Consider the following 21,218-nt stretch of genomic DNA (forward strand, 5'->3'; position numbering starts at 1 on the left):
CAAAGTAATAACTTGAGCACCCTACCCAAAACCCATTTAGCGTTACTTTCTCTAGCTTGCCTAATGCTGCAAAGCGCTCCTGCGGCCGCCAGATATGCGGCGATTGTGATCGACGCCGACACCGGCCGCGTGGTTCACGAAACCGAATCCACTCAACGCTGGTATCCCGCGTCATTGACTAAAGTCATGACTATCTATTTAACCCTGTCGGCATTGGAAAATGGCCGTCTGCGACTGACCGACACCGTGTTTGCATCAAAACACGCCGCCTCGCAACCGCCTTCCAAGCTGGGTTTGCGCACCGGCCAAAGTTTGACGGTGGAACAAGCCATCATGGCCGTCACCACCCGTTCCGCCAACGACGCGGCGGTCGTGCTGGCGGAAAAACTGGGCGGCACGGAAAGCAATTTTGCCGCGATGATGACCCAGCAAGCGCGTACGCTGGGCATGTACAACAGCTCGTTCGAAAACGCCAGCGGCTTGCCGGACGACGGGCAAATCAGCAGCGCCCGCGACCTGGCCTTGTTATCTGCTGCGTTGATTCGCGATTTCCCGCAACATTATCATTATTTTTCGGCGACGGAATTTAACTACAAAGGCCGGGTAATGCCCAATACCAACCGCATCCTGAAAAGCTATCCGGATGCCGACGGCCTGAAAACCGGTTTTACCTGCGGCTCCGGCTACAACCTGATCGCCTCGGCCAAACGCAACGGCCACCGCTTGATAGGCGTGTTACTGGGCGCACACAGTAGCGGCGAACGCTTCGAACAAATGGGTAATTTATTGGACATGGGCTTTGCCAATAGCGAAAAAGGCCTGTTCGGCGAGCATATTTCGCAATTGAAGGATTACAGCGCCCTGCCGCCACCGTTTCAATTGTCGTCCAACCGTTGTGCCGGCAGTGCGGAACAAATGGGTGCCGACTCCGGCAGTAGCCGTTATGAGCCGATTCGCATTAATGCGCCATACAACAGCCGCCGCGAAAAGCTCACGCAATTGGCGCAAGCCAAACCGCAAAGCCGCGGCAATGTTTGGACCGTCAGCATGGGAAGTTTCCCCAGAAAAATCGACGCCGATGTCAATCTACAGCGTGCGCGTAATGCGCTCGGCCCGTTAGCTAAAACCGGGCGGGCCGGCATTGTCAAAACCAAAGTCAAAAACGCCACATCTTGGCGGGCGCAATGGACCGGCTTACAGCAAGACGACAGTCAGGATTTTTGTCGACGCTTGCGCGCCAAACATATGGATTGCAGCGCCTCGCCGCAACCTCGAACCAGCTTTGCAACAGCATCCAACCCGACGAAGCAGCTACGCCGCGTCAGCCATCGCAAATCGTAATTGATAAGTCAGTAATGGGGCGGACGCTCATCGACCGCCCCCGCTTGGCGCTCATCCAGCGCCAGGCTTTTGATCTTGTCGTGCAGCAACTTACAGGTTTCTTCCAGTTTGCCGATTTGCTTTTGCTGGTCCGCCACCACTTGGTTCAACGCCTGAATCAAATCTTCCTGATACGCTTGTTTGATCTCCAATTCGATGAATCTTTCTTCGCTCATGGTCCCGCCGCTGACTGTGTAAATTTGCCATTCTAATCGAAAATCCCGACAGTTTTGCCGCATGCACTCGCACAGCTTCTATAAACTCGCTATCATTGATAAGTCATCAACATAGCGAGGATGCAACTATGGCAACTATTACAGATCCGGTCATTGGCCGTTGGTATAAAGACCTGGAAAGTAATCTCACCTTCAAGGTGGTAGCGATTGAGGGTAACGACGAATCGGTGGAAGTTCAGTTCGCCAACGGCGATTTGGGCGAATACGACAACGAATCCTGGTACGGCTCCACTATCGATTACATCGAAGATCCGGAAGACTGGAGCGCGCCGTTCGACGAGTTGGAAGCCGACGATCTGGGCTACACAGACCCCGATAGACACGCCCGCCCGGATGCGGAAGATTTGGACATTAGCGATTTGTTGGATTGAGATAATTTATGAGAATGACCCCGCAACAATTTCTGGACTGGGAATCCAAGAGTATCACCCTGCTGGCCATGTCCGGCGCCGGCAAAACCACCCTCTCAGCCAAGTTACCCAGGGATAAATGGTTTCATTATTCCGGCGACTACCGCATCGGTACCAAATACCTGGAAGAGCCGATTCTGGACAACATCAAGCAGCAAGCCATGGGCGTACCGTTTTTGCGCGATTTGCTGAAATCCGACTCGATCTACATCTGCAGCAATATCACCGTGGAAAACCTGGCACCCGTATCCAGCTTTCTCGGCAAAATCGGCGATCCGGCTAAAGGCGGCTTGTCGCAAGCCGAATTCAAACGCCGCCAAGCGCTGCATCATCAAGCCGAAATCGCAGCGATGAACGACGTGCCGGACTTTATCCATAAAGCCGAAGACATCTACGGCTACAAACATTTCATTAACGACGCCGGTGGTAGCGTTTGCGAACTGGATTGTCCGGAAGTCCTGGAAAACCTGGCCAAACACACATTGATCGTCTACATCAAAATTCCGCCGGCTTTGGAACAGACCATCATCGACCGCGCCAAAAAAGACCCCAAACCCCTGTACTACCGCCCTGAATTCGTCGATGAAAAACTGGACCAATTCATGAGTGAGCGCGGTTACAGTTCTACCGATCAGATTCCACCGGACGAATTCGTCAGCTGGGTATTTCCGGAGTTGTTCAAAGCCAGGGTACCGCGCTACGAAGCGATTGCCGCCCAGTACGGCTATACCATCAGTGCCGACGAAACCGCTAAAGTCAATAACGAAGACGACTTTATCCGTCTGATTGCCGAGGCGATTGCCCGGCAACAATCTTGAGACCGTTCTTGTAATGCCGCTAGTTGCCCATACTGCTTTACCCACTTTTCAACGTCTGCACGAAGAAGGCGAAGAAATTCTCAGCCCGGACCGCGCCAGCCATCAATCGATTAGAGAATTGCACATCGGCTTGTTGAATATCATGCCGGACGCGGCGCTGGAAGCCACGGAGCGCCAGTTTTTCCGCTTGGTCGGCGCTTGCAATCAGATTGCCCAGTTTCATGTGCATCCGTTTACGATTGCGGGCCTGGAAAGAAGCCCGCAAGCCCTGGCGCATATTCAGCAATATTACGAATCCTTCGAGCAAATCAAGCAAGACGGTCTGGATGCCTTGATTATCAGCGGCGCCAACGTCACCCACGACCATTTGCAGGAGGAAGATTTTTGGCGGCCGTTAACCGAAGTGTTCGAATGGGCCACGCAAAACGTCACCTCGGTACTGTGTTCGTGCCTGGCCACCCATGCCTTTATTCAGCATTGTTACGGTGTGGAGCGCACGCGCCTGCCGGCCAAGCGTTGGGGCGTGTTTTCCCATAAAGTGGTCGATAGGCAGCATCCCCTGGTGGCGGAAATCAACACCCGCTTCGATGTGCCGCATTCGCGTTTTAACGAAGTGTTTCAGCGCGACATGGAAACACACGGACTGAAAGTCCTGGTGACCAGCGAATCCGCCGGTGTGCATCTGGCCGTTAGTCCGGACGGTTTTCGGATTGTGTTTTTCCAGGGTCATCCGGAGTACGACGATATTAGCCTGCTCAAAGAATACAAGCGCGAAGTACTGCGTTATTACAACGGCGAGCGCGACGACTACCCACCCTACCCCGAGCATTATTTCGATAACGAAGTGCAACAGCTACTGGCCGAGTACACAGAACACGTGAAAGAAGCCAAGCTTGGTAACTGCCCACTGCAAGCCATGCCTGAGCAACAAATCATCGAGCACTTGGACATCACCTGGCGGGATTCCGCTAAAGCCGTGTTTAATAACTGGCTGGGGAAGGTTTATCAGATCACCAACGAAGACCGCCGATTGCCGTTCATGGACGGTATTAATCCTGATAATCCGCTGGATTTGTAATGCACGAAGGCTTTCTAAACCAAGCCATCGCACTAGCCTGCGATAACATCGACCAAGGTGGCGGGCCGTTCGGCGCGATTGTCGTTAGAGACGGCGAAATTATTGCCGCCAGCGGGAATCGGGTGACGCCGGATCTGGACCCGACCGCTCACGCCGAAATCGTCGCCATTCGGCTGGCTTGTCAAAAACTAGGCGATTTTCAATTAAGCGGTTGCACGCTCTACACGAGTTGCGAGCCTTGCCCGATGTGCTTGGGCGCCATCTATTGGGCAAGACTGCAAGCCGTTTACTTTGCTTGCGACCGTTTCGACGCCGCTAAAGCCGGGTTCGACGACGGTTTTATTTACACCGAAATCGACAAACCCGCCCTGCAACGCCGGATCGTCATGCAGCAACTCTCGCTCGACTCGGCCAATCGCCCCTTCCAAATGTGGCGGATCAAAACAGATAAAATTCGCTACTGAGCCGCCGCCGGCTGTTCCGCCGGTTTAGCGGTTGCCTCACCTTTAATTTTAAGCAACCAGCCATCCTGACCCAAACAGCCGCTCTCCAATTTGCTTTCTGCGGATTTAGCGGTGACATGCACACGGGCAAATCCCGGCGTCAATGGCGGCAATTTCGCGGTCACAAAGTAAAAGTTCTTTTTATCCACTACATTGACTTTCATTTTTTCGCCACGCGCTTCGGCGGTCACGGTCAATGGATCGGCATTGTGGGAGATATGAAAAGAGATTTCCGTACCCGCATCGACCTCGGCTTTTTGTTCAGGCACAAAATCCCGGAATTTGGGCCTTTTACACTCTTTCAAGCGCTCTTCTTCTTCCGGCGATAAAGCCAGGGCCGCCGTTGAAAACACCATAGCACCCAGCAAGCACGCACCTCTCCAGCGATTTGACAATTTCATGACTAGCTACCCTCTTGTTGTTATTGTAATGTTGGAAACGCCGGTCAATGCGGCGCATCCTTTAAAATACCAGCACTTTGAACTTTAATCAGTTTTCTTGCTTTGTTCAATCTTTGCGCCTTTTACCCACCCGGCTTACGGTTTTAAACTTCTACCCTATCGCCGCCGAGAACATGTAAAATCGCCGCCTTTCCCTTTCTCATTCACAGACATGACGAACTTCAGAGGCACCACCATTCTTTCCGTCAGACGCGGCGACAAAGTCGTGATCGGCGGCGATGGCCAAGTCACCCTGGGCAACACCGTGATGAAGGGCAATGCCCGTAAAGTCAGACGCCTGTACCACGACAAAGTGATTGCCGGTTTCGCCGGCGCGACGGCCGATGCGTTTACCTTATTCGAACATTTCGAAGGCAAGCTGGAAAAACATCGTGGTAATCTGACCCGTGCCGCCGTGGAAATGGCCAAAGACTGGCGCACCGACCGCGCCCTGCGCAAGCTCGAAGCCTTGTTGATCATCGCCGACAGCAAAACCTCGCTGGTCATTTCCGGCACCGGCGACGTCATCGAACCGGAATACGACTTTATCGCCATCGGCTCCGGCGGCGCGTTTGCCCAAAGCGCTGCGCGCGCCTTACTGGAAAATACCGAACTCAGCGCCCGCGAAATCGTCGAGAAATCGCTAGGCATTGCCGCCGATATTTGCATTTACACCAACCACAATCTGCGCATCGAAGAATTAGACGCCGAACCCCAACCGGCACAAGAGTAAAACCATGAGTCAAATGACCCCGAGAGAAATCGTCAGCGAACTGGACAAGCACATCGTCGGCCAAGCCGCAGCCAAACGCTCAGTAGCGATTGCCCTGCGTAACCGCTGGCGCCGTAGCCAGGTTACCGCCGAGCTGCGCGATGAAATCACCCCGAAAAACATTCTAATGATAGGCCCCACCGGCGTCGGTAAAACCGAAATCGCCCGCCGTCTGGCTCGCTTGGCTAACGCGCCTTTCATCAAAATTGAAGCCACCAAATTTACCGAAGTGGGTTATGTCGGCCGCGACGTGGAATCGATTATTCGTGACTTGATCGATAGCGCCGTGAAAACCACCCGCATCTCGGCGATGGAACGTGTGCAAAACCGCGCCGCCGATGCCGCCGAAGAAAAAGTGCTGGATATATTACTGCCACGCGCCGAAGGCGGCATGCTCTCGGAAACCGAGGAATCCACCCGGCAGAAAATGCGCAAAAAACTGCGCGAAGGCGATTTGAACGATAAGGAAATTCAAATCGACGTCGCCGCACCGGCAGTGGGTGTGGAAATCATGGCGCCACCGGGCATGGAAGAAATGACCAGCCAGTTGCAAGGCATGTTTCAAAACCTAGGCAATGGCCGCACCAAAACCCGCAAATTAAAAATTAAAGATGCCTTGAAACAGTTGCAGGAAGAAGAAGCCGGCAAACTGGTCAACGAAGAAGAAATCAAGCAAGCCGCGCTGGAAGCGGTTGAGCAACATGGCATCGTGTTTCTCGACGAAATCGACAAGATCTGCAAACGCGCGGAAATGGGCGGCGGCGAAGTGTCCCGCGAAGGCGTGCAGCGTGATTTATTGCCGCTGGTGGAAGGTAGCACCGTCACCACCAAATACGGCATGATCAAGACCGATCATATTCTGTTTATCGCCTCCGGCGCGTTTCATTTGACCAAGCCGTCGGACTTGATTCCGGAATTGCAAGGCCGCTTTCCAATCAGGGTCGAGCTGAACGCCTTGAGCGCCGACGATTTCGTGCGGATTTTGACCGAGCCGGACGCCTCGCTGACCGAGCAATATCAGGCACTCTTGAAAACCGAAGGCGTAGACGTACAATTTACCGCCGACGGTATTCAGCGCATTGCCGAACTGGGCTGGCAAGTCAACGAAAAAACCGAAAACATTGGCGCCCGCCGTTTACACACCATTCTGGAAAAACTGCTGGAAGACATTTCCTTCAATGCGCCGGATCTGGCCGAAAAATCCATTACCATCGATGCCGCTTACGTGGACTCACACCTGATGGAACTGGCCGACGACGAAGACCTTAGCCGCTACATTTTGTAATTATGCGCGTCAAAATCACCCCCACTCAGCGTTTCCCGACCGAAATCAAGCTGCATAAGGTTTCGGCAATCCTGGAAATTCATTTCGACGACGAGAGTATTTACGAGCTGCCCAGCGAATACCTGCGGGTGTTTACCCAATCGGCAGAAGCGGTCGGCCACGGCCCCGGCCAGGAAACCCTGCAAATCGGCAAGGAAGACGTGACGATTACCGACATCCAGCCGGTGGGCAATTACGCCATCAAACTGGTGTTCAGCGACGGCCACGACACCGGCATTTACAGCTGGGATTTGCTGTATAAATTGGGTTCGGAGTTCCCGTTGCTTTGGTCGCAGTATCTTGAAACCCTGAAAGCCGCCGGCCTCAGCCGCCGCTCGCCCATCCATAATTAAACGACATCATGACAAACGACAATACCACCCATTTTGGTTTCAAACAGGTTCCTAAACAGGAAAAAGTGGCGCTGGTGCGCGGCGTGTTCGACTCGGTCGCCAGCCAGTACGACGTCATGAACGATCTCATGTCGATGGGTATCCACCGCATCTGGAAACGAGTGGCCGTGCAACTGGCGAATGTTCGTGAAGGCGACAGCGTGCTGGACCTGGCGGGCGGTACCGGCGATTTGACCAAACTCTACGAAAAGCGCGTTGGCAAATCCGGCCAGGTGATACTGGCGGACATCAACGCCGCCATGCTGCGCACCGGCCGCGACCGGCTGATCGACCATGGCTTGAGCGGCAATATCCGCTACGCCCAAGTCAATGCCGAATGCCTGCCTTTTGCCGACAACACCTTCGATTGCGTGACCATCGGTTTTGGCTTGCGCAACGTCACTGACAAAGACGCCGCCTTGCGCTCGATGTACCGCGTGTTAAAACCCGGTGGCCGCGTCATCGTGCTGGAATTTTCCCACCCTATCGATCCAATTACAGAAAAAGTCTACGACTTTTATTCCTTCAAACTACTGCCAAAAATCGGCGCCGTGGTGGCGAAGGACGAAGACAGCTACCGTTATCTGGCCGAATCGATCCGCATGCATCCCAAGCAGGACGAACTCAAGCAAATGATGGAAAACGCCGGCCTGGAGCGTTGCGAGTATTTCAACATGACGCAAGGTATCGTTGCCGTACACCGGGGCTATAAATTTTAAGCTCCCGTTCGCCGGTCGTGAAAGCGGAGAATTGCCAATGGCACTAAAACCAGCTCAGCATTACATCAGTGAAGCCGAATACTTGGCCGGCGAAATGATCAGCGACATCAAGCATGAATTGATCGATGGCGAAGTTTACGCAATGGCGGGCGCCAGCCGTAACCACAATTTATTAGTCAGCAATATTGCCCGGATAGTTGGCAATCATTTACAAGACAGTCCCTGCGCCACCTTTTCATCCGATTTAAAAATCAAAGCTGCGGCGAATTTTTTTTACCCCGATGTAATGGTGGTTTGCGCCGATGAAAACGGCGACGAGTACTACACCGAAAAACCGACCATTATCGTTGAAGTACTCTCCAAAGCCACGCGCCGCATCGACAAGACCGTCAAGCTCAATGCATACAAAGCCTTGCCCAGTTTGCAGGAGTACGTGTTGATCGAACAAGACCATGTCGAAGTGGAAGTATTCAAACGCTCGGCGAATTGGTCGTCGGCGCATTACTTTCTCGGCGACAGCCTCACCCTGGAATCAATAGACTTAACCGTGACAGTCAGCGATTTATACCAACGAGTTAATAACGAAGACATGCAAGAGTTTCTGCAACAACAGCAAGCACAGGCGAGTGATGTCGAGCAGCGTTAAGTCCTTATTAATCTCCGCGCTGGAAACCGCACTGAATCGTTATTTAGCGCTGGACGATCACATCGAACAGTATCTAACGCCCATGACCGGCAAAGTCATCGCCCTGCATGTGACGTCTTTCGACAGCAGCCTGTATCTTTGCCCTACCGCGCAAAGCATACAAATTCTGGAGAGCTATCCGGGCAGCGTGGACGCCACGCTCAGCGGTTCATTGTCGGCTTTGGGCTTGATGGGTTTAAGCGCCACACCGATGCGCTCATTGTTCAAAGGCGAAGTCCGCATCGACGGCGACACCCAAGTCGCGCGCCGCCTGCAACGTCTGTTTGAAAAACTGGACATCAACCTGGAAAGCAAAATCGCCCGTTATACCGGCGACGCCTTTGCTCAACGCTTGGGCCAGCTGTTCCGCGGCAGCCGCGACTGGACGCAGCACACCCTGACCACCTTTCGCCTCAACTTAGAGGAATTCCTGCAAGAAGAAACTCGTGAGCTGCCGGCCAAATCGGAAGCCGAGTTATTTTTCCGGGAAATAGACAACTGCCGCAGCGACTGCGACCGCCTCGATGCCCGCCTCGACCGCCTGGAAAACTCGCTCCACTCAACATCCGCGCCTCAATAACAAGGACCTGCCCCGTGATTCGCCCGAAAATTCTGATGCGCCTCATCCACATCAACTGGGTGATGATGTACCACGGCCTGGATGAAATTGTTTTAAAAACCCATCTATTCCGCCCCATCCGCTATCTGGCGTTCTTGTCGCCCAACTACTGGACCAGCAACTCCCGCGAACCGCGCGGCGCCCGCATCCGTAAAACCCTGGAAGACCTGGGGCCGATTTACGTCAAATTCGGCCAAACCCTGTCCACCCGCAAGGATTTACTGCCGGAAGACATCGCCGAAGAACTGGTCAAACTGCAAGATAAGGTGCCGCCGTTTTCCGCCGACACCGCCCGCAAAATCATTGAACAACAACTGGGGCAATCGATAGAAGAGGCCTTCGCCGAATTCGATCCGCAACCGCTGGCCTCGGCATCGGTCGCGCAAGTGCATACCGCTACACTGAACAGCGGCGAAAAAGTCATCGTTAAAGTCTTGCGCCCGGACATCGAAGACAAAATCCATTCCGACGTCGGCTTGCTGTACGAACTGGCGCGCCTGGCAGAACGCTTCTGGAGTGATGCCCGCCGGCTGCGGGCGATGGAAATCGTTGCCGAGTTCGAAAAGACCATTCTCGACGAACTGGATCTGGTCCGCGAAGCCTCCAACGCCAGTGCGATCCGCGCTAATTTCAAGAACTCTGAGATGCTCTACATCCCGGAAATTCATTGGCCGCTGACCCGCCGCAAAGTGTTGGTGATGGAACGCATCTACGGCATTCCGGTCGGCGACATCGACGCCTTGCGCAAAGGCAATGCCGATTTCAAAAAGCTGGCCGAGCGCGGCGTGGAAATCTTTTTCACCCAAGTCTTTCGGGATAATTTCTTCCATGCCGACATGCATCCGGGCAATATTTTCGTGCAATTGCCGGACAAATATCTGGCGGTGGATTTCGGCATCGTCGGCAGCCTGTCCAGCTCGGATCAACGCTATCTGGCCGAAAATTTCCTGGCCTTCTTCAACCACGACTACCGGAAAGTGGCGCAAATGCACATCGAATCCGGCTGGGTGCCGGCGACGACGCGGATCGAAGAATTCGAAGCGGCAATCCGTAGCGTTTGCGAGCCGATTTTTGAAAAACCGCTAAAAGACATTTCTTTTGGTTTGTTGCTGTTACGGCTGTTCCAAACCGCCCGCCGTTTCGATATGGTGGTGCAACCGCAATTGGTATTGCTGCAAAAAACCCTGCTCAACATCGAAGGCCTGGGCCGCCAGCTTTACCCCGATCTAGACTTGTGGCAAACCGCCAAACCTTTCCTGGAAAACTGGTTCAAAGAGCGCGTCGGTCCCGGTAAAAAGATCAAGGAGCTGTTTGCCAAATTCCCGGAAATCGGCGAACAAATTCCTGAAGTGCCCGGCCTGGTATTCCAAGCCCTGCAAAGCGCCGCGCACATGCAGCAGCAGCTTCAGCAGCAGCAAAAAGACATGCTGGAGCTACGCAAACAACTTAAGCGGAATAATACCCGCACGTTGCGGGCGATTCTCAGCGCGGCGGTGTTGATTGCGGCGGCGATAGTGTTGCAGTCGCCGTTGTTGGGGGGGTGAGTTGCCGCTTATCCCTGCGGAAGCATCTGATGGGTAATTTGCAAGACAGGGACGATAGACAAAAGGAAATATGCATTAATAAACATATATTTATCGGGAGAATATATGATATGTGGTAGATATACAGTTAACCATCAAATTACTTGTTAGAGGCTAAACATCTCGTGTCGCATATCCCTCTCCCTTTTCTGAGCTTCGCTGCTGATATCTTGGCCGATACCAGCCGAGGCTTGAGTGGAAACGAAGTTGTGAAATCCTTTAACGCTTACGCTGTCGAGTACAACATCAATATTCCTCATGCGGCGTATCCGTTTGAGGCCCCAAACAAGCGAACGGCGCTGCTAGAAAATCTGAAGTGTTTCCCTCCCCATCTTCAGTTCAAAATTATTAGAGAGTTGTGTGATCACCGAATCTTCTCCAACAAGCAATACGACGAGCTGAAATCACTAAAGGTAAAGCTAGTCTCCCAATTCGCGCACCTCGCACCAAAAGACGAATTTTCTAAGCTTAACGAGACACTCACCGAAGAAACGCGCCACTGGCTCGACAGCTTCCCTAATGCACTAGAGTTGTACTTGCAGGCAATTCAAAAATACAAACACGGAATCTTTAGCAGAAACTTGCTTGATGATCTCCGACTCAGTTTGGAACTATTGCTGAAATGTGTTTTTAAAAACGATAAGTCTCTCGAAAATCAGCTCGGCAATGTCGGTAGTTTCGTCAATGAGGCCGGAGGTTCGAAAGAATTCTCGAATATGTTCTCGAAGCTGATCGACTACTACGCGAAATACCAAAACACATACATCAAACACGATGACGCTGTGGTGGAGGAAGAAATCGAGTTCGTGTTTGAAATTTCATCATCTTTTATGCGCCACATAATTCGGCTTCATGCAAAGTCACCAAGCCTATAACATAGCGATCAACCTCCCTCCATTCGGTCGCTGGACGCTAAGAGGTAAAGGCGCGCAGCCCTTAGGGCGCATTAGCGACAGCGCAATGCGCCGAATGAACATCACATGGCGCAATAGCCGTTGGTTTTTATGCCCACCCGTTTAATAGGCTTTCGTGTTTGGTGTCGCTAACGCGACGGCTGATTTTAATGTCGGGTCTCGGCCCGACAGCCGAGATACTTTTCTTTGCTTGTCCAAAGAAAAGTATCCAAAAGAAAAGACACCCGGATGCCGCTTATTTCCTGCGCTCCGAAGCTTTTGAACGGGGTTGCCGAAAGGGGCTTCCTGCCCCTTCGGCAACGCGCCGCATCCCTGCGGCGCCCCTAGCGGGCTGATCCGTTCAAAAGCTCCGGTGCTCGGCGCGGCATACGGGGAGAAAACCATCCCGGTTTTCGGTGGGGTTTCGAGAGACCGTAGGGCGCATTAGCTTTAGCGTAATGCGCCGAATGAATCGACACACAGCGCAATGCCCGTTGGTTATTGCGCCCTACGAGCTGTTCGAACACATGTTGGCAATCCCTTAATCACTCTGGGCGTGTGCTATCTCGCAAATGGTCCAAACGATGTTTCGCATACCCCTCGTTCCTCCGAATACGCTTCGCTATTCGCAGCTACGCCACTGATTTTTCACCGCGAGGAGAAACCCGGCTAGCCATTTTCGATGGCTTGGAAGACAGTCATAAGGAAATACATTCTATAAAACATAGGCTTATTGCAGCCAGATCGGATTCGTGCTAGATGTGCAGTTAACTATCTAATTCTTTGTTGGGCATCAAAATGGAAAATGTTTCAATGCACTCACAAGTCACAGCAATCGGATTTGTCGAAGCCGTTCGGCTTCATGCGGAAGATGACTTTTGGGGAGGAGAGGAAGCGTGTATTGCGCTGACATCGGAATTTACTTTTGAGGCATTGCAAGGGATTTCTGATTTTTCCCATGTCGAAGTACTGTTTCTTTTCCATGAAGTCGAGCCATCAAAAATTGTCAAGGGCGCGCGCCACCCTCGGAACAATAGCGCGTGGCCAGCCGTAGGCATCTTCGCGCAACGTGGTAAGAATCGGCCAAACCGCATCGGCAGCACGATCTGCCGTGTGATTCGTGTGGAAGGGGCGAAGCTTTTCGTCGCTGAATTGGATGCCATCAATGGCACGCCAGTGCTCGACATCAAACCCGTCATGGCTGAGTTCCTGCCACGCCAGAAAGTTCATCAACCAGTCTGGTCACATGAACTCATGCGTGACTATTGGCTGCACAAGTAGCCCGTAGGGCGCATTAGCTTCTGCGTAATGCGCCGAATGAATCGACACACGGCGCAATGCCCGTTGGTTATTGCGCCCTACGAGCTACGAGCAAAATCCAAAAGAAACGTCAAAGCCCTGAGCTCGCGACGGGGTTTCCCCGTATGCCGCGCCGAGCACCGGAGCTTTTGGTGGGAATAGCCCGAAGGGGTGCGGCAGGGATGCCGCACGTTGGCGAAGGGGCAGGAAGCCCCTTTCGCCAACCCCCGCCAAAAGCTCTGGAGCGCAGGAAACAAGCGGCATCCGGGTGGCTTTTCTTTTGGTGACTTTTCTTTGGCCAAACAAAGAAAAGTTACTCGGCTGTCGGGCCGACAAATCGGCAGGATAGCCGATTTGCATGTGTTAGCACCCGAAGGGCGAAAAACAAGGACGTTTTTCGTGAAACCGACATTAAAACAACCGTCGCGCTAGCGACACCTAAAGTGCGATTGGCGTCTAGTGTTATCGCCTGCCCGCTGGCCTCGATACAGACTTTTAAGTGCAATTTCCCCCAGTTTGAATTAGCATCGTGCGACCATTTTCTTGAAGCGCCAGAACCTTGTACCAGCAATACTTCAATTTCAGCGAATTGCCATTCTCAATCTCGCCTGACCCGCATTTCATGTTCATGAGCGAGCGGCATCAGGAAGGCTTGGCGCATTTGCTGTATGGCATTAATCAAGGGGGTGGGTTTGTCGCTTTGACTGGCGAGGTAGGCACCGGCAAGACCACGTTATGCCACTGCTTGCTGCAGCAATTGCCGGAAAATGTGGATATTGCCTTGATTTTGAACCCTAAATTAACGGCACAGGAATTACTGGCGACGATCTGCGATGAATTGGGCATCAGCCATGCCGGTTTCGCGGCCAAACAGCTGATCGACGCCATCAATCAATACCTGCTGGCCGCTTATTCGCAAGGCCGGCGGACGGTGTTGTTGATCGATGAAGCGCAGAACCTTAGCTTGGATGTTTTGGAGCAAATTCGCTTGCTGACCAATCTGGAAACCAGCAAAGCCAAGCTGTTACAGATCATCTTGGTCGGGCAGCCGGAACTGAATGCGCTGCTGCTTCGCCAGGACTTGCGCCAGCTCAATCAGCGCATCACCGCACGCTATCATTTGTTGCCGCTGTCGCTCGACGAGACGCGGGCTTATATTCGGCACCGGTTGCGGGTCTGCAAGGGTAGTCATCGTCTATTCAACCCCGCGGCCATCGGCAAGATTTATCAGTATTCGCAAGGCGTGCCGCGCTTGATCAACATTCTGTGCGACCGGGCCTTGTTGGGCGCTTACGCCACCAACGCGCGGGAAATCAGCCCGGTGATTATTCGCCGGGCGGCGCAGGAAGTGTTAGGGTCGGTAACAGCCAAACGCCGCTGGTATGCCGCAACCGCCTTGGTTTTGGCAGTCGGCGCTTGGGCGGGATTGCAGTTTTGGTCGCCGCCGGTGCCCGTTGTTGAACCGGCTAAACCGGCTGTTACCCAACCAACCGTGCTGTCGATACCGGCAGCGCCCATTCCCGCCGCCAAACCGATCAGTTTTGCCGATCAGCTGGATCAGGCCGGCCTCAGCTTTGCCGAAGCCGTGACCGAGTCTCTAAAGACTTGGCATCTATCCGCCCCCGCCGGCCGCGCAGCGGATTGCACCGCGGTGGCCGCTCTGGGTTTGAATTGCTCATTCGGCAAGGCCAATTGGCAAGAACTCCTGACATTAAACCGGCCGGCGATTTTGGCTTTTGCCGACCCGAGCGGCGGCAAACGCTATGTGTTGTTGACCGGCGTTGACCATGATTCGGCGATTATCCGTTTGAAGGACACCGTCAAAATCCCGCTGGCGGAACTTTTAACCATCTGGGACGGCAATTATTTGCTGCTGTGGCGGCCGCCGCATCCGGGGATCACGGAAATCGCCCCGCCGCAGCAATCCGCAGCCGTGCTCTGGCTGCGCGAACGGTTAACTAAAATCACCGGCAAACCTGCTGGCGACATGGCGTCCCGAGTTTTCGATGAAACGCTGAAAGCCGAGTTGTCTACTTTCCAACGCCGGCAACATCTGACGCCCGACGGCATAGCCGGCGCCCGCACTCTGATACACCTGGATAACCAAAGCGGTGCCTCTGCTGCGCCTCATTTGGCAATCACCACTCGCTAGGCTTGTTGATATGTCTTACATTTTGAATGCATTGCGCAAATCTGAACGAGAACGCCAAGCCATGCAGCCCGACTCGGTGACCAGCCGCATCGCTATCGAGCAAATGCCGGAACGACACGGCCTGACTAAGATCATCGTGGCACTGGTCCTGTTGAATTTGGCGATTTTGATTTATTTTCTGGGCATCGCGCCGCACTCACCCGCAGACAAAGCGCAACCCCTCGCCAATATCACAGAACCCGCACCACTATCGGCGAAAACCAACCCACCGACACCGGCTAGAGTCTCTCCCGCGCCCAAAATTGAGCCACCGCGCAACCAGGCGCCGGCAGCTGAAAAACTTGCATCCAATACCAAACAAGCAATAGAACGGGTTAAACCGACCGTTGCATCACAACAACCTGTCAAGCCTATCCCGACGGCAATTCCCGATACGACGCCGGCCAGCAAGCCGATTACCGAGCCTGAATCGCGCTCCAGCATCGCTCCACAATCGCACGCGGAACCCGACGAAGCTGCGGCCAAAAAACCGGAACTCGTCAAAACCCCGCCAGCACAGAGCGCCTTGCCCACGTTACAAGACTTGCCCCCAGACGTGCGCCAGTCGCTGCCGGCACTACCGATTAATGTATTTAGCTATTCACCCACACCGGCGGAGCGTTTCGTGATGATAGACATGATCAAATATGTGCCGGGCCAAACTATCAAAGACCAGTTGGAACTGAAGGAAATAGTAGAAGACGGAATCATCGTCCGTTATCAGGGCCGAGTGTTCAAGATCAAACGCTAATAACCGTTGGCGGCACACCTAACGCCTGCCGCCCGGCACATTGGAATTTGTTGCCGCCAAGCTCAAAAACTATATTTGGCTGAAAACTGCACGCGCTGCAACACGCCGTCCCGCCCATCAATCAACTCGCGCGTCGCATAAGTATATTCCACGCCAAACATGGCCTGACTGACCGGGCTCCACAGCAAATTGGCATGCACGGATTGCACCTGACGGCTCAGCACCGTATTTGCGTAACTGGGGTAATCCGCCTGCGCAAAACCATAAGTAACATTAGACCGCCATTGCTTATCCCACCAATGTTGATAAGACAACATACTGCCGTAGGCATTGACCAGCTCGATAGCGCCATGTTGATCCAGCGCCGCGTCGGCGAAAGTGTTATTGGTGGACACGTAGCGCCCGTCGCCTTTGCCGTAATGCGCCATAAAGCGCATATTATCCAAACCGAAGGTACTTATCCGTCCGGCCAAGTTAACCCCGCCGCCCCACTCGGCTTGCCGATAACCGGTCGTGCCATGGGTATAGCGCAACTGCCTGCCGACCGCCGCCAAAGACACATTACCCCAATCCGGATTCAGGTTGAGCCTTGCCATCAAATCCGGATAACGATCAGCGTTGGGTGTCGTGTAATAACCTGCATCCAAATTGGGATTGGTACTTTTACTGGAAGAAGCCTCCAGCGCACTATCGACCCACAAACGGCTGCGCGGCGCCTCCAACGCCACTTGCCACTCCATCGGCGTATCCAGCCAATTAAACGGCTCGCTCCAGCGCACCAAAGGATCGCGCAAGCTCGCGACAGCGCCAGCAGAGCCACCCACATCCAACGTATCCGGCAATGCGGATACGTTGAGAAAGGTAGTCCAGGTTTGTCCGGCCAGGAAATGACCGATGGAGCCGTAAGCATGGCGCAAACGCGGCGTGTATGTGTACATTGCCGGATCGCCGTAAAAGTCAAACTCGATATAGGTGTTGATGTCGCCCCAGTCAGTCGTCGGGGTAAACGATTTGAACCACAAGCGGCTTTCTTTGCCGTGAAAGGTGATTTGCCCACGTTCACCGGCCGCACCCACCGGGATTTGCGCCATCGCCAACTGCTGATCGCCCAGCCTGTCTCGCCCGGCGCTGACGCTGTTAAACAAGGTGTCCATTTTCACGAACCCGCCCAAACCCACCGAAGTGTCTGTGCCGGGAATTTTAAACGTGCCTTTCACATCGCCAACCGTCACCGCCGGTTTCTCTTTGGCCTTATCGCTCACCGAAGCGGAACCGGTGCCGCCCGTCGCTACCGCTGTCGGCGACGCCGCCGCAGCTTGCACCGTGCCGACCGGTGCCTTGCCGGCGGCAACTTGCTCGGGGCGGACATGCTGTAACTCCTGCTCCAGCTGTTCGATCCTGGCATTGGAACGCTCAACCTGGCTCTGTAATTGATTGACTTGCTGACTCAAGGCTTTCAGCAAAGCCTTAATATCTTCGTCGGCCGCTTGCGCGGGATTAACCATCCAACAGCACATCAACATGAAACATCGTTGTAGGAATTTGCTCATTTTCTAACCCCCCAGCTTTCTAAACAACGCATGACAAGAGGTACAGGTGGTATTGATTTCATGCAAGCTATCCGGAATGGCGTCTATATGATTTTGCTCGGCCAGCTGCTGCAATTGGCGCATCTCTTCGCGCAGCTTGCCGGCCAGGGCCAGAAACGTGGTTTGTTCGGCCGCGTTTAACTGCAAACCGGGCATACGGGCAATCATGATCTCGACAGTAGCCGCCAAATCCCGCGCCGCTTCGCCGATTTGCCTTGAATATTTACGGCGCTCCACGTCTAGTTGCTGTTCGGTCATAAACCGCTCCTGCATCAGGCTGTTCATCCGGTCCATCAGTTCATGCAAGCGCTTGTCCCGCACCGCATGTAAGGCCGGCTGGCCGGTTTGGCTGCGCCCACCCTGCAAATACGCATACTGATTATTTTGGCTACAAGCGCTCAACATCAATAGTAGTGCGGCTAGATACAGGGTTTTCATACGTTGCGCTCCGGTTCGATCAATCTGCATGATGCGGCGTTCAGCCGCATCATGGCCTGGTTTAAGTTTACCCGATTCCTGTGTGGATATTTTTTCAGCCGCCATCTAGGGTAGCGTCTGCAGTTTAGGTATCATGCTGCTTCCGTTCTTCCGACAGGATCCCGCCTATGTCACTTTTCGATTCGCTGTCCCAGCACACGGTACTGTTGCCGGATGAACTGCGGACTTTGGCCTCCGACTTTTGCACCAAGCTCGACGAAAAGCTTAGCCCGGAGCAACGCCAGGTTTTCGACAACGCCGTATTTTGCGCTTCGGTACTAAAAGTTTGTGTTTGCAGCCAATTTATCAGCGAAAGCTGGCTGCGCCATCCCGATTTGATTCCGGAGCTGGTGACATCCACCGATCTATTCGCCCCGCTACGCCGCGCCGATTACGCCGCCGCGCTGCAACAAAACGGCAATGCCGACGGTGAACCCGCCTTGGCCAGGCAATTACGCATATTCCGCCGCCGGGAGATGGTCAGAATCGCCTGGCGCGATCTGGCCGGCTGGTCCGATCTGGACGAAACGCTGTCGGATTTAACCGCCTTGGCCGAGGCCTGCATTCAAACCGCGCTGGATTTTTTATACCGGCAGGCTTGCGCGCGCTGGGGCACACCCACGTTGGCCGACGGCACGCCGTTTAACATCGTGGTGCTGGGGATGGGCAAACTAGGCGCCTGGGAATTGAATTATTCTTCCGACATCGACCTGATTTTTGCTTACGCCGAAGACGGCGTCCTCACCGAGAAAAAAGAAATCAGCTACGGCGAATTCTTCACCCGCATCTGTCGTTCCTTGGTGAAAATGCTCGACGAAATTACCGTGGACGGTTTTGTATTCCGTACCGACGTGCGCTTGCGCCCGTTTGGCGACAGCGGCCCGTTGATTATGAATTTCGATGGCATGGAGCAATACTATCTGACCCAAGCCCGGGAATGGGAACGTTATGCGATGATCAAGGCCCGGCAAGTGGCGGGCGATTTCCATACCGGCAAACACCTGGCCGCGCTAATCAAACCGTTTGTGTATCGCCGCTATCTGGATTACGGCGCGTTCGAGGAGTTACGTTCATTAAAATTCCAGATTGCCCAAGAACTGAAACGCCGCGACCGCGCCGACAATGTCAAACTCGGCCCCGGCGGTATCCGTGAGGTGGAGTTCATCGGCCAGGCTTTTCAATTGATCCGCGGCGGCCAAGATGTAGCGTTGCAGCAGCGCGAAATCCAGACCATCCTCAGCGTACTGGAAGAGTTGGGCCTGATGATGGTCGAGGATGTGGCGAGCTTAAAATTTGCCTACCGGTTTTTACGGCGCGTGGAAAACCACATCCAGCAATACCAGGACAGACAAACCCACGACCTACCCGCTAACCCGCTGGTACAACAAATTCTGGCCTATTCACTGGACTTTGAGGATTGGAGCGCGTTCAAAGCCGAACTGGACCAGGTCCGCGAGTCGGTGCAGGATATTTTCGAGCAAGTGTTTTCGCTCAGCGAACAGGACAATAAACAGCAAAGCGCGCGCTTGATCTGGGCCAGCCCCGCGGACAACGAACTGGCGCTGGAAGCACTGGCCGACTATGGCTTTGCCGATCCGCTGAACATCCAAAAAGCGCTCGTCAATTTTAAAGAATCGCATGCGATTAAACGCATGACCAGCAAAGGCGCCGGTGTCCTGGACCGGTTGATGCCGCAATTGATAGAACAAGTGGCAAACAGCGAAAAAAGCGATGCGAGCTTGCTGCGGATTCTGGATTTATTCGAAGCCGTAGCCGGCCGCAACGTCTATCTAGCCTTGCTGGCCGAAAATCCGGACGCGCTGAATCAGCTGATCAAGCTGGCCGCAGCCAGTCCGTGGATTTGCGAATATCTGTCGCTGTATCCGATTCTGTTCGACGAACTGCTGGATACCCGTTCGCTGTACGACCCGCTGCAAAAGCAGGCCTTGCGCGAGGACTTGCAGCGCGAACTGGCGCGCGTCGATACCCAGGACAGCGAACAACTGATGATTGCGCTGCGCCAGTTCAAGCATCTGAATGTGTTGCGGGTGGCCGCCGCCGACATCATGGGCGTGATACCGGTGATGATCGTCAGCGACTATTTAACCTGGACCGCCGAAGCCATTCTGGAGCAGGTATTGCAATGCGCCTGGCAAATGCTGGTCAGCAAGCATGGCCACCCGCCCGGCACCGGCCCCGATCCGCAAAACTTTGCGATCATTGCCTTCGGTAAATTCGGCGGTATCGAACTGGGCTATGGCTCGGATCTGGATTTGGTATTTTTATATGCCTGCGCCGACGGCGACGCGCAAACCAACGGCGAAAAACCGATCAATTCCGGCCAGTTTTATTTACGCCTGGGCCAAAAAATCCGCCACATTCTGGATACCAAAATGCTGTCCGGCATCCTCTACGAAGCGGACTTACGCTTGCGGCCCAACGGTGACTCCGGCTTGCTGGTCACGCATATTGACCATTACGAAGCGTATTTAAAAAACGAGGCCTGGACCTGGGAACACCAAGCCTTGGTGCGCGGCCGTTTCGTGGCCGGCGACGAAAGTTTGAAACACAGCTACGAAGCCATCCGCGGCCGGATTTTAGCCTTACCGCGGGATCGCGAAGAACTGAAAACCCAGGTGCGGGAGATGCGTGAAAAAATGCGCGACAACCTGGCCCCCAAAGACCCGGCAATATTCGATCTAAAGCAAAGCCAGGGCGGCATCGCCGACATTGAGTTTATCGTCCAGTTCGGCGTCCTCGCAGAAACCGCGCAGCAGCCGAGTCTAGCGACTTACACGGACAACGTCCGCCTGTTGGAAGGTTTACAGCAGCACGGTTTTATCTCGCCAACCGATGCCGCCTTGCTAAAACAAGCCTATTGCGCCTACCGCGATTACGGCCATCATCAGGTACTGCAAGGCCTCAGCGCCACCGCACACGGCGACGAATTTCAAGAACTGCGCAAGGAAGTGGAGCGGATTTGGCAGCAGTTTATGCTCTGATACTGAGCTAAAAAATATAGACGGCGAATTCCTCGCCCTAAACTCTAAGACTTGGAG

At 53.8% G+C, this 21,218-nt stretch carries 21 protein-coding genes; 17 read left to right on the forward strand and 4 right to left on the reverse strand.

Features of this window, described 5'->3' with window-relative positions; all coding sequences use genetic code 11:
* The first annotated feature begins 12 nt into the window (after positions 1 to 12).
* Positions 13 to 1,341 carry a D-alanyl-D-alanine carboxypeptidase family protein gene (locus QLH52_RS14550; RefSeq protein WP_319962052.1) on the forward strand — a complete coding sequence of 443 codons (1,329 nt, stop codon included), beginning with the start codon at positions 13 to 15 and terminating at the stop codon, positions 1,339 to 1,341.
* Positions 1,342 to 1,349: 8 nt separating this feature from the next.
* Here QLH52_RS14550 and QLH52_RS14555 read toward each other — a convergent pair whose 3' ends face one another.
* Positions 1,350 to 1,556, reverse strand: coding sequence for a SlyX family protein (locus QLH52_RS14555; protein ID WP_033158397.1), 207 nt, complete (start codon positions 1,554 to 1,556; stop codon positions 1,350 to 1,352).
* 128 nt (positions 1,557 to 1,684) lie between these two features.
* Between QLH52_RS14555 and QLH52_RS14560 the strand changes: the two genes are divergently transcribed.
* Genes QLH52_RS14560 through QLH52_RS14575 form a run of 4 tightly spaced genes read left to right on the forward strand, consistent with a single transcriptional unit; the run spans position 1,685 to position 4,386 of the window.
* A complete protein-coding gene (locus tag QLH52_RS14560; protein WP_033158396.1) occupies positions 1,685 to 1,987 on the forward strand; it encodes a DUF6763 family protein in 303 nt (100 codons plus the stop codon).
* An 8-nt stretch (positions 1,988 to 1,995) separates the two neighbouring features.
* Positions 1,996 to 2,844 carry an ATPase gene (locus QLH52_RS14565; protein WP_033158395.1) on the forward strand — a complete coding sequence of 283 codons (849 nt, stop codon included), beginning with the start codon at positions 1,996 to 1,998 and terminating at the stop codon, positions 2,842 to 2,844.
* Between the two features lie 13 nt (positions 2,845 to 2,857).
* Positions 2,858 to 3,922: a homoserine O-succinyltransferase MetA gene (gene metA, locus QLH52_RS14570; protein ID WP_319962053.1), complete on the forward strand. Its 1,065-nt coding sequence runs from the start codon at positions 2,858 to 2,860 to the stop codon at positions 3,920 to 3,922.
* Positions 3,922 to 4,386: a nucleoside deaminase gene (locus QLH52_RS14575; protein ID WP_205451218.1), complete on the forward strand. Its 465-nt coding sequence runs from the start codon at positions 3,922 to 3,924 to the stop codon at positions 4,384 to 4,386. The genes metA and QLH52_RS14575 overlap by 1 nt, the downstream gene beginning before the upstream one ends.
* Here the strand turns inward: QLH52_RS14575 and QLH52_RS14580 are convergent.
* The gene (locus tag QLH52_RS14580) at positions 4,380 to 4,826 is read right to left on the reverse strand and encodes a hypothetical protein (RefSeq protein WP_129871437.1); all 447 of its coding nucleotides are present in this window, start codon (positions 4,824 to 4,826) and stop codon (positions 4,380 to 4,382) included. The genes QLH52_RS14575 and QLH52_RS14580 overlap by 7 nt on opposite strands.
* A 211-nt stretch (positions 4,827 to 5,037) precedes the next feature.
* On the opposite strand from QLH52_RS14580, the gene hslV reads away from it, so the two are divergent.
* The 11 genes from hslV to QLH52_RS14635 all read left to right on the forward strand — a co-directional run bounded on the left by hslV (position 5,038) and on the right by QLH52_RS14635 (position 16,093).
* Complete coding sequence (gene hslV, locus QLH52_RS14585; RefSeq protein WP_020483114.1) at positions 5,038 to 5,598, forward strand: ATP-dependent protease subunit HslV; 561 nt, start codon at positions 5,038 to 5,040, stop codon at positions 5,596 to 5,598.
* 4 nt (positions 5,599 to 5,602) lie between these two features.
* A complete protein-coding gene (gene hslU, locus QLH52_RS14590) occupies positions 5,603 to 6,922 on the forward strand; it encodes an ATP-dependent protease ATPase subunit HslU (protein ID WP_205451219.1) in 1,320 nt (439 codons plus the stop codon).
* Positions 6,923 to 6,924: 2 nt separating this feature from the next.
* Positions 6,925 to 7,314, forward strand: coding sequence for a gamma-butyrobetaine hydroxylase family protein (locus QLH52_RS14595; protein ID WP_205451220.1), 390 nt, complete (start codon positions 6,925 to 6,927; stop codon positions 7,312 to 7,314).
* Between the two features lie 8 nt (positions 7,315 to 7,322).
* Positions 7,323 to 8,072 (forward strand): bifunctional demethylmenaquinone methyltransferase/2-methoxy-6-polyprenyl-1,4-benzoquinol methylase UbiE, encoded by a 750-nt coding sequence (gene ubiE / locus QLH52_RS14600; RefSeq protein ID WP_033158390.1) that lies wholly within the window; start codon positions 7,323 to 7,325, stop codon positions 8,070 to 8,072.
* Between the two features lie 37 nt (positions 8,073 to 8,109).
* Positions 8,110 to 8,718, forward strand: a complete 609-nt coding sequence (locus tag QLH52_RS14605) for a Uma2 family endonuclease (RefSeq protein ID WP_319962054.1) — start codon at positions 8,110 to 8,112, stop codon at positions 8,716 to 8,718.
* Positions 8,702 to 9,337, forward strand: a complete 636-nt coding sequence (locus QLH52_RS14610) for a ubiquinone biosynthesis accessory factor UbiJ (RefSeq protein ID WP_319962055.1) — start codon at positions 8,702 to 8,704, stop codon at positions 9,335 to 9,337. Before QLH52_RS14605 ends, QLH52_RS14610 begins: the two co-directional genes overlap by 17 nt.
* 14 nt (positions 9,338 to 9,351) lie before the next feature.
* Entirely contained in the window at positions 9,352 to 10,920 is a 1,569-nt protein-coding gene (ubiB, locus tag QLH52_RS14615; protein ID WP_319962056.1) for a ubiquinone biosynthesis regulatory protein kinase UbiB, read from the forward strand.
* A gap of 164 nt (positions 10,921 to 11,084) precedes the next feature.
* On the forward strand, positions 11,085 to 11,834 hold the full coding sequence (locus QLH52_RS14620) for a hypothetical protein (protein ID WP_319962057.1): 750 nt from the start codon (positions 11,085 to 11,087) through the stop codon (positions 11,832 to 11,834).
* An 831-nt stretch (positions 11,835 to 12,665) separates the two neighbouring features.
* Positions 12,666 to 13,133: an SAM-dependent methyltransferase gene (locus QLH52_RS14625; RefSeq protein WP_319962058.1), complete on the forward strand. Its 468-nt coding sequence runs from the start codon at positions 12,666 to 12,668 to the stop codon at positions 13,131 to 13,133.
* Positions 13,134 to 13,710: 577 nt separating this feature from the next.
* Positions 13,711 to 15,303, forward strand: a complete 1,593-nt coding sequence (locus QLH52_RS14630; RefSeq protein WP_319962059.1) for an ExeA family protein — start codon at positions 13,711 to 13,713, stop codon at positions 15,301 to 15,303.
* Positions 15,304 to 15,313: 10 nt separating this feature from the next.
* On the forward strand, positions 15,314 to 16,093 hold the full coding sequence (locus QLH52_RS14635; RefSeq protein WP_319962060.1) for a general secretion pathway protein GspB: 780 nt from the start codon (positions 15,314 to 15,316) through the stop codon (positions 16,091 to 16,093).
* Positions 16,094 to 16,155: 62 nt separating this feature from the next.
* Here the strand turns inward: QLH52_RS14635 and QLH52_RS14640 are convergent, their stop codons facing one another.
* Together QLH52_RS14640 and QLH52_RS14645 are read right to left on the reverse strand one after the other, a co-directional pair.
* Positions 16,156 to 17,616, reverse strand: coding sequence for a DcaP family trimeric outer membrane transporter (locus QLH52_RS14640; RefSeq protein ID WP_319962061.1), 1,461 nt, complete (start codon positions 17,614 to 17,616; stop codon positions 16,156 to 16,158).
* A gap of 30 nt (positions 17,617 to 17,646) precedes the next feature.
* Positions 17,647 to 18,225 (reverse strand): cytochrome c, encoded by a 579-nt coding sequence (locus tag QLH52_RS14645; RefSeq protein WP_319962062.1) that lies wholly within the window; start codon positions 18,223 to 18,225, stop codon positions 17,647 to 17,649.
* A 62-nt stretch (positions 18,226 to 18,287) separates the two neighbouring features.
* Here QLH52_RS14645 and glnE point away from each other — a divergent pair, with 62 nt between their 5' ends.
* Complete coding sequence (gene glnE / locus QLH52_RS14650) at positions 18,288 to 21,161, forward strand: bifunctional [glutamate--ammonia ligase]-adenylyl-L-tyrosine phosphorylase/[glutamate--ammonia-ligase] adenylyltransferase (RefSeq protein WP_319962063.1); 2,874 nt, start codon at positions 18,288 to 18,290, stop codon at positions 21,159 to 21,161.
* Positions 21,162 to 21,218 lie beyond the last annotated feature (57 nt).

This window comes from Methylomonas defluvii, assembly GCF_033949435.1.
Classification (GTDB): domain Bacteria; phylum Pseudomonadota; class Gammaproteobacteria; order Methylococcales; family Methylomonadaceae; genus Methylomonas; species Methylomonas defluvii.

Bases quoted from the DNA above. Each gene is read 5' to 3' on its own strand.
- QLH52_RS14555 (WP_033158397.1), bottom strand. From the start codon at position 1,556: ATGAGCGAAGAAAGATTCATCGAATTGGAGATCAAACAAGCGTATCAG.
- QLH52_RS14560 (WP_033158396.1), top strand. From the start codon at position 1,685: ATGGCAACTATTACAGATCCGGTCATTGGCCGTTGGTATAAAGACCTG.
- QLH52_RS14565 (WP_033158395.1), top strand. From the start codon at position 1,996: ATGAGAATGACCCCGCAACAATTTCTGGACTGGGAATCCAAGAGTATC.
- metA (WP_319962053.1), top strand. From the start codon at position 2,858: ATGCCGCTAGTTGCCCATACTGCTTTACCCACTTTTCAACGTCTGCAC.
- QLH52_RS14575 (WP_205451218.1), top strand. From the start codon at position 3,922: ATGCACGAAGGCTTTCTAAACCAAGCCATCGCACTAGCCTGCGATAAC.
- QLH52_RS14580 (WP_129871437.1), bottom strand. From the start codon at position 4,826: ATGAAATTGTCAAATCGCTGGAGAGGTGCGTGCTTGCTGGGTGCTATG.
- hslV (WP_020483114.1), top strand. From the start codon at position 5,038: ATGACGAACTTCAGAGGCACCACCATTCTTTCCGTCAGACGCGGCGAC.
- hslU (WP_205451219.1), top strand. From the start codon at position 5,603: ATGAGTCAAATGACCCCGAGAGAAATCGTCAGCGAACTGGACAAGCAC.
- QLH52_RS14595 (WP_205451220.1), top strand. From the start codon at position 6,925: ATGCGCGTCAAAATCACCCCCACTCAGCGTTTCCCGACCGAAATCAAG.
- ubiE (WP_033158390.1), top strand. From the start codon at position 7,323: ATGACAAACGACAATACCACCCATTTTGGTTTCAAACAGGTTCCTAAA.
- QLH52_RS14605 (WP_319962054.1), top strand. From the start codon at position 8,110: ATGGCACTAAAACCAGCTCAGCATTACATCAGTGAAGCCGAATACTTG.
- QLH52_RS14610 (WP_319962055.1), top strand. From the start codon at position 8,702: ATGTCGAGCAGCGTTAAGTCCTTATTAATCTCCGCGCTGGAAACCGCA.
- QLH52_RS14625 (WP_319962058.1), top strand. From the start codon at position 12,666: ATGCACTCACAAGTCACAGCAATCGGATTTGTCGAAGCCGTTCGGCTT.
- QLH52_RS14635 (WP_319962060.1), top strand. From the start codon at position 15,314: ATGTCTTACATTTTGAATGCATTGCGCAAATCTGAACGAGAACGCCAA.
- QLH52_RS14640 (WP_319962061.1), bottom strand. From the start codon at position 17,616: ATGTTGATGTGCTGTTGGATGGTTAATCCCGCGCAAGCGGCCGACGAA.
- QLH52_RS14645 (WP_319962062.1), bottom strand. From the start codon at position 18,225: ATGGCGGCTGAAAAAATATCCACACAGGAATCGGGTAAACTTAAACCA.
- glnE (WP_319962063.1), top strand. From the start codon at position 18,288: ATGTCACTTTTCGATTCGCTGTCCCAGCACACGGTACTGTTGCCGGAT.